Raw genomic sequence first — 7,979 nt, 5'->3', positions numbered from 1 at the left:
ACGCTTCCTAACGAAAGGGCCGAAGTCGCCGTCTAGGGACGGCATCGCATCCACATCAGAGACAACAACGACAATTCTGATGAAGCGGCCTTGGGGATCAGATCGCACGATTCGCGTTCTGCCGCCGATCGGAGAGCAGAAGCGCTACGTCGCGGACCGAACGGGAGTTCCATTCCAGGCCGAACGCAGCAACGCGTTCGGCTGACCTCGAGGGAGTACTGACAGTGCGGTCCAAGACGTCCTCGAGCTGCTTGCGGATCGCGGACGTTGAGCTTTGCCGTCATGACGAACGTCACCACCGTGACGACGCGATCGGCGTCGCGTTCGGATACTCGAACATCCTCCGTGCCCTCTGCCAAAGCCTGGCTACTCACCTGCGAGTTGCTTCGATCACGCGAACACAAATGCGGCGGGCACCACGATCACTCGCCGTTAGAGCACACTCGGCGCCTGCGCACCCTCGGCTCAGGCTCCGCAAGGTAGAACCACTCTGTGCCTGGCTCGGCGTTTTCGTTCGGAAATACGATAAACCCGTCGGCAGGCGACAGAACAACCGCGCCGTCCGAGCGATACGCGACCGCGTCACCGAGGTAAAGGCGGTCAAAGCTGTTCCACTTACGCGCGAACCTGTCCTTTGGTCTGTTTCTATCAAGTACCTCGTACACTCGCAAGAACTCGATCTCCTGTTTGGGCTGTGGTGCTTCCGAAGCTATCAGCCTCAGGTGGGCGAGCGCGTTACGGATCGCCTGGTACGCGAGCTCTGGAGCAAGAGGATCTGCGTGTTGACCGCATTCTAGTGTCACGGCATAGCCGCCAACTGCCCGCATATAATCGGTGGTTCCCTTGCAGTATTGAATTGAGCTGCCGCGCCTGTGAGCCCGCTGCATATTGGTGGCTAGCCATCCATATAGTGCCCGGCCGACTCCAAGATGTGCAGCCAACGCCTCCTCATCGCATGCGAACGCGAAGGGATGCGGATCGCGTGCGCTGCTATCAGGACCGAGAAGCACCATTGGGCTAGATTGCCAACTGAACGAGTGTATATCGATCAGTACGGTGTGTTCAGCAAGCAGAAGACACAACTCGTTTGCTATGAAGTCTTCATTATCGCTTGGAGTCGATATCGGCGCGAAGTTGCGATTCAGATCGCGGTCGCCGTTGCGGGTGCCGCGTTCATGTGCGAGACGATTGGCGACTGGTACAAGCGTGAGCTGGCCGGCAATGATTTCCAGCTCTCCGGAAGCGAGTTCTTGCAGGATCCGTTGGATGGCTATAGAGCCGCAGGGTTCGTTTCCATGCACCGCACCGAGCACAATTAGTCGGGCACCCGGGAGCCGACCTCTGAACTTATGCGCGTCAACGAACGTACGAAGTGCAGCTGGTCGATCAGCCGTCATAGATAGCTCCCATCAAAGCTGACTGGGCCAGGTTCGTCGCGGGCCGGTTTGGCCAACTGAGCGGCTATCGAGCGTCCTAGGTTTTGCTGCCGCACAGGACACTCTACCTATAGCAAATAGCCTTAGGATGTTTGTCCTTGAGACCGCAACCGGGAGCCGCAGGACAGGGGACCGCACACGAAGGGTGGACGGATTAGCGCGTAGCCGGTCGCGCTGTCGGTCAGATATGATCAATATGCTATCGCCTGATGGAACACGATTGCGCGCTTCATCAAAAGCTCTAAGAAAACTTGCGGCGGCATCTCGGCGGATTGCGGCTCTTGGCTGTAGCGTGGCGTCGCTTTGACCAGAGTGCAATCGTCCGTGTTGCCTTTTCTGCTGACGTCTCACATCATCTCCGTGTTCGCCAATGAGGTGTCCCGTCCTATCACGCCTGCTAAACGATACTTCTCCAACGAGGCCCCAGGAGGCTTATACGCCGGCTCCTGTTTCAGCGTGGCAGAGTTGTTCCAATTCCGAGAGCACGCGCCTGTCGGAGCGCTAGATCTGCAAGAGCCAAATCGGCGATTGCAAAGCCCCGGAATGCGAATAACGTCCTCTTGCGCAAACGGGATTCCGAGGAGCCACTCGTGAGATGGCGCAGGTCTTCATTAAATACGATGTGCTTGAGGGGACGACTGGCTGCGTCAACCGGTGACACCGATTGCTCTAAACTGTCTGTGACAAGCCTATCGAAACTAGTTAACGTGTTGGATCGCCAGCTCCTGCCTCCATCGACTGCTGAAACGAAGGACGACGACTGAAGCAATCGCGCGTCTAGAAAAGACTCTAGATCTGGCGCACCCGGAATCATAGATATTACAATATCGCTCCTTCTCACCAGCATATCCGGATCCTCGGTTATAATTGGCTCGCGGTGTTTCTCGACCACAGCCACAGCAACTGCTTCGGCAGACCGAGAGCTCCGACTAAAGAGATAGACCTTGCGAAGTGATGGAAGCAGGTCGACGAACGCGTCGAGGTGACTGATGGCTTGTAGTCCGCAGCCAACCAAACCAATACTTTCGGGTACCTCTGGTGCGAGATAACTTGCTGCAGCTGCGGATGTAGCCGCGGTTCTAATCAAAGTGATGTAGTTGCCATCGAGGACGGCAAAGGGGCTCCCGGTTTTGTAATCACTCACGCAGATCAACCCGTTCACTCGAGTTCTTCCCATACTCTCTTTGTCTGACGCAACCGCTACCCATTTGGTTGCAGCAATGCCGTAGGCCTGGGATACTGAGATCATCGAACTGAACCAAGAGGAAGGGGTGTCAATGCTTAACTTTGGCAATCCGACGGCTTTTCCTGCGGCATAGTCACGAAACGCTGCCACGATGGCGTCACGCGCCTGCCGAGATGATATCCTCAAGTTTTTGATGTCCTCGCCGGACAGGTAGAGCAGCTCTGCATTCATGAGTTATCTTTCCACACCAGCGGCAAGCGCGCGTGACGCGCCAGCAAATTTTGCCCTCATCCACTCGCGCCGCACATGGCTTCAGCAAGCACCGTGCCAGATCGAATTGATCTCTGCACCATCGACGAGCTCCCAAACTCACGCCCATTCATTATAATGATGTATACTGGCCGACATCGTAGGCACCTTGCTTCTTCTGATTGTTCGAGAACAGACAATCGTCTAAAGGCGAATGAATGAGAACAAATCATAGAAGGCTCGTCATGGAAGGATCCAACGGGTAGTGAAAGCTGACCGATTGGAGTGCGCGCCAGCGCGTGCCTGCGGTCTGAAGCGCACTTGGCGTCAGCTGGCGACGACGTGGTTGAAGATGCCCGGCAGTCGGGAGCCGCAGATCGATTTAGGGCTGCGGACAGGTCTAGAGCGTTGACCTAAAGAGCAACGCCTTGGTGTTCATGGCATAGGAAGTCGGCACGGCTGCGCGTGCTAGCGTTCCGGGCCGAGGAGCGCTTTAGAGCGTGCATTTACGACCTATGACGACGCTGAAGGAAGATAGCATTTGGCCGGGGCTGTCGGGTTCGCGTCCTCAACACCGTCGACGACGTCAAAGGAACGCCTGGGCGCGATCCGGAAAGGGCATCTCCGCACGGCGCATGACTCTCGAGCTGAGGGTGATCGTCCGGCAGAGTGGCAAGCTTGGCTCGAATATCTCCGTTAAGGACACCGAGTTTCCCTGAATGGGTTGCTGGGTTAGTGCAAGGATACCGGTATCGACTGGCACTTCATCGCTCCAGAAGATCGGCGGAGAAGGTCAGATTTTGACCGGAGTCCAGCGCGTGACCAAGCCGACAACACCGTAGTTGAAGTTGGGGTTGCAACCAGCGATGCCAGTTGACAGTACGAGAGTGGCTACCACAGCCGCGCATGTACCCTTTGGAGCTATCGCCCAACGTTGGTGACGGGGTGCGGCGCGGCAATGAGGATGCAAGTGCAGCGTCAATCAGGATGAGAGAGCTTCGCCGGGCTCGTGACGCAGGGAGGACGTAGCCCGACCGGAGTTACGAGCCCGGCGACGGCGCGATCCGAGCGGACCGCGCCGTCTGGTGATCGCGGCTGGCCAGGATAGATGGCTCTTCTCGCGAAAGAGGAATCACCCGTTGCCAGGCCGCCATGTCACCGATCACCAGATGAGGCTCTACATGAAGTTCCGTCAAACCAATTCGCCGCCAGAGGCGACCGCGAAGGCGTCGTTCAGTTCGTCGACCGCTTATCGCCTCGGGAAGGATCTGCGTCTTCCATCGTAAAAGAAGTCACCGCGGCAAAGGCGCCGGCCGGATCCCTTGGCCAACGTCTTCGAACTGGAGATCGTGCCGCTGCTGAAGGCGGCTCCCGGCGTGCGGGCCGTGGCCATCTTCGAGGAGATACTCCGACGCCATCCTGAACTGAGCTGGAATCCGCCGCACGCTCGAGCGCCGGATCCGCGCCTGGCGGGCGATCCACGGCCAGGAGCAGGAGGTCATCTTCCGCCAAACCCACGAAGTGGGCCAGGTCCTCCTGTCCGACTTCACCGATATGGGCGAGCTTGGGGTCACCATCGCTGGCGTGCCGCTCGATCGTCGCCTCTATCACTTCCGGTTGGCCTATTGCGGGTTTGAACACGCCCATGTCGTGCTCGGTGGCGAGAGCTCCGTCGCATTGGCCGAAGGGTTGCAGAATGCCCTGTGGTCGCTCGGTGGGGCACCACGGGACATCGGACCGACAACCTGTCGGCCGCCTTCTGCAATCTCGGATCGCAAGGCGAGGCACGATCTGACCAGGCGGTACGAGGACCTCTGCGCCCACTACGGCATGCAGCTTCCCGCAACAATAGCGGCATCGCCCACGAGAACGGGGATCGAGAGCTCGCATGTTTTCAAGCGGACGATCGCCGATGCGCTGCTGTTGCGCGGCACTGCCGAATTCGATGATCTCGCCGCCTATCGCGGCTTCGTCGACGAGATCATCAGCCGCCGCAATGCCCGCAACGCCAAGCGGATCGACAACGAGCGCGCCACCCGGCAGGCGTTGCCGGATCGCCGCACCTCGGACTATGAGGAGGTGATTGTCCGCGTGACGTCAAGCGGCGGCTTCACCTTGCGCAAGTGTACTATACCGTGCCGTCGCGTTTGATCGGGCACCAACTGCGGGTGCGCCTTTACGACGATCGTCCCGACGTGTTCGTCGGCGGCACCCATCTCGTCACCTTGCCGCGTGGGCGGCCGCATCCCAACGGCAAGCACGATCAGGTCGTCGATTATCGGCAGGTGATCCATTCCTTGCGGCGAAGCCAATGGCACTGCGCAATCTCGTCTACCGTGATCGGCTGATCTCGCGCGGCTTCATCTCAAATCTCCACGAACGTGAATGTGGGTCGACACGAATTCGCCCGGGAGCAGCACTGATTGTAGGGCGAGCACGCCCGCGCCGATTTCGTCACCCCTGCACCACCTGCTGGACCACTGGCGTAAGTGCTTCGAGCTAGTTGCCGATACGCTGCGCCTCCAGGATCGAACTTGTCCGCCGCTTCGCGAGATAATTCTTCTACTCGCTTGGCCAGCACATCGCCTCGAATTCTCGCCGTTCAACGTACTCCTCAACTACGACCTTGCTGCCATAGCTGAACGCGAGATCGACAGCAGTCTGGAACTCCGATTTCACATTGCCGTACTGGCTGCGATAGATTCGTATAGGCATGCAGGCTTCATAAATAATGAACGGCAACATAGCGATTCTTGGGCAGGTTGAAACGAGACTTCATTTGACAGAAGCAGCAGAGAGCGCGATAGGAAGGCCAGCGTCGCGACAATGAAGTTGCCGTGCGCCAGACTGCGAGGTTCGGGAAGATTATGACAAATGGTCGTTTCACGTATCGAACCATGCTAAAAGGGCGGGCGCCTCTGGCCGGACCATTTATCTGAGACCGACCTGCACGGGATCTCATCTTGGCCTGGCCGCAACAGCGGTCGCGGTCAATCGCGATTCTTTCTCTCCGCCTCTTGCCCTTCAGCGCTGCAAAATCCCCTCCTTCCATGGCTAACAAACACCAACCGATGGGGGCCCCTCCAGAGGCATGCCGGCGTGAGCAAGGGCTGGCGAGGGGATCCCCGACGCGTTCTGTTCGATTTATTCCATTTGAGCTAGAACGTGACGTTGAGCTGGCTACGAACTGATCCACCTTTCGATTTGAAAAGGGTGCCGATCCGCTGTGCTTCCCGCATCTTCAGCATCATCTGATGGTACGCAGCCGGTCAGGCGCGGTCTTGCAGGGCTGGCACAGTGTTTGCTGGAAAGGAGCCGCTACGCGGGTCGTGGTATGAAGGGCCAGTGTAACGAGCCAACGCTTGGTCGCCCCGCACCTTCTTAAGGCGGAGTGAATTCTCACGAGGTGCGAATTACATACATTGAAGAAGTTGAACCTGCCAGATCGTCGAATCGATCAGTTCAAAAACGGTACTACGTAGCTGAATTTATGCGTCTGGCGAAGTCACACGAACTCTTTGGATGTCCGCAGTGAAAGGACTTTGGACCGAATGCCCATGGGAACGGACAGGCCTGCGCAACGGCCCCCTGATCGGCAGTAGCAGCCTTAGGCAATCTGCCAAACTAGACGGGATCACGATCTTGATGTTCGAGCACAAATTGAGCCTTCTTTCGCGACCAGAGTCCTCCAAGCACGCCGAGAGCGAATTGTTGCCCACCGCGGAACGCTGGATGCCGCATCCGATGCACGATGAAACAAGTTGGCTTAGTTCGGCTGTGGCCGGTCGGCGGAGCGCGACAGACCGATCGTCCCCTCTTCGAGCAGCTGTGCCATCTCAGCATTTGGCTCACATCGAGACAGGCGATCAATTGCTCATCGAGCAGTTGCCCGTCCAGGGGTAATAAGAATGGCCCGCATGACCCACAATGATAAGGTTTAACGGGTGACGGTCGCGGACCGTCCCACGTCCGCGGCGATTGACGTCGACCATGTCGTCAAGGTCTACAACCAGACCCGCGCCGTCGACGGCATCTTCTTTTCGCTTCCGCGCGGCAGCATCACCGGGCTGCTGGGCGGCAACGGCGCCGGCAAGACCACGATCATCGCGACCATCATGGGCCTCGTGCTGCCGACCTCCGGCCGCGTGCAGGTGCTCGGGCATCGCATGCCGGAGGACAGCGCTTCCGTGCTGGGGCGGATGAATTTCGAGAGCCCCTATGTCGACATGCCGATGCGGCTCACGGTGCGTCAGAACCTCACCGTGTTCGGCAAGCTCTATGCGGTGAAGAACCTCTCCGAGCGCATCGCTGAGCTCGCCTGCGATCTCGATCTCACCGAGTTCATCGACCGCGCCAACGGCAAGCTCTCCGCAGGACAAAAGACGCGCGTTGCGCTTGCCAAGGCGCTGATCAATCAGCCCGAGCTGCTGTTGCTGGACGAGCCGACCGCCTCGCTCGATCCCGACACCGCCGACTGGGTCCGGGGGCATCTGGAGCGTTATCGCAAGGCGAACAACGCCACCATCCTGCTGGCCTCGCACAACATGCTCGAGGTCGAGCGACTCTGCGACCGCGTCATCATCATGAAGCGCGGCCGTATCGAGGACGACGATACGCCCGAGGCCATCATGGCGCGCTACAACCGCACCACGCTGGAAGAGGTGTTTCTCGACGTCGCGCGGGGAAGGGTTCCGGCGCGCAGGAGGCGGCACGATGAACGGGCCGGGGGTGTTTCTTTCGTCATTGCGAGCGAAGCGAAGCAATCCAGAATCTCTCCGCGGAAGAATTCTGGATTGCTTCGTCGCAAGGGCTCCTCGCAATGACGATGCGTGCAGATCCCGGAGTGGACATGATTGATTCCTCCCTCCATCGCGGCATCTCCGTCCATCGCATCGGCGCGATGATTCTGCGCTATTGGTATTTGCTGCTGTCGTCCTGGCCGCGGCTGCTCGAGCTGCTCTACTGGCCGGCGCTGCAGGTCATCACCTGGGGCTTTCTTCAGCTTTCCATCGCGCAGAATGCAAACTTCTTCGCGTGCCGGCGGCACGCTGATCGGCGCCGTCATCCTCTGGGACATCCTGTTTCGCGGGCAGCTCGGCTTTTCGATC

4 protein-coding genes and 3 pseudogenes are annotated in these 7,979 nt (G+C 58.6%); 4 read left to right on the top strand and 3 right to left on the bottom strand.

All coding sequences use genetic code 11. The annotated features are described in order from the left end of the window. A partial coding sequence (locus AC0L27_RS40380) for a hypothetical protein (RefSeq protein WP_473323600.1) occupies window positions 1-205 on the top strand: 205 nt, incomplete at its 5' end. A 217-nt stretch (window positions 206-422) separates the two neighbouring features. Here AC0L27_RS40380 and AC0L27_RS40375 read toward each other — a convergent pair. Together AC0L27_RS40375 and AC0L27_RS40370 are read right to left on the bottom strand one after the other, a co-directional pair. Beyond that, window positions 423-1,397, bottom strand: coding sequence for a M14 family metallopeptidase (locus AC0L27_RS40375; RefSeq protein WP_473323597.1), 975 nt, complete (start codon window positions 1,395-1,397; stop codon window positions 423-425). Window positions 1,398-1,887: 490 nt separating this feature from the next. Next, a complete protein-coding gene (locus AC0L27_RS40370; RefSeq protein WP_473323594.1) occupies window positions 1,888-2,853 on the bottom strand; it encodes an ornithine cyclodeaminase family protein in 966 nt (321 codons plus the stop codon). Window positions 2,854-4,010: 1,157 nt separating this feature from the next. Here AC0L27_RS40370 and istA point away from each other — a divergent pair. Then, a pseudogene (gene istA / locus AC0L27_RS40365) lies at window positions 4,011-5,248 on the top strand (IS21 family transposase); the annotation flags it as partial. 185 nt (window positions 5,249-5,433) lie between these two features. Here istA and AC0L27_RS40360 read toward each other — a convergent pair. Continuing rightward, window positions 5,434-5,586 carry a hypothetical protein gene (locus tag AC0L27_RS40360; protein ID WP_473323593.1) on the bottom strand — a complete coding sequence of 51 codons (153 nt, stop codon included), beginning with the start codon at window positions 5,584-5,586 and terminating at the stop codon, window positions 5,434-5,436. Window positions 5,587-6,815: 1,229 nt separating this feature from the next. Here AC0L27_RS40360 and AC0L27_RS40355 point away from each other — a divergent pair. Both AC0L27_RS40355 and AC0L27_RS40350 read left to right on the top strand, forming a co-directional pair. Beyond that, window positions 6,816-7,588, top strand: a pseudogene (locus AC0L27_RS40355) (ABC transporter ATP-binding protein). Window positions 7,589-7,720: 132 nt separating this feature from the next. Beyond that, window positions 7,721-7,979: pseudogene (locus AC0L27_RS40350) on the top strand (ABC transporter permease); the annotation flags it as partial.

The sequence above is a fragment of the Bradyrhizobium sp. Ken51 genome (assembly GCF_055807435.1).
Note: the sequence above shows the minus strand (reverse complement) of the source record. Positions and strands in the feature narration are given on the sequence as shown.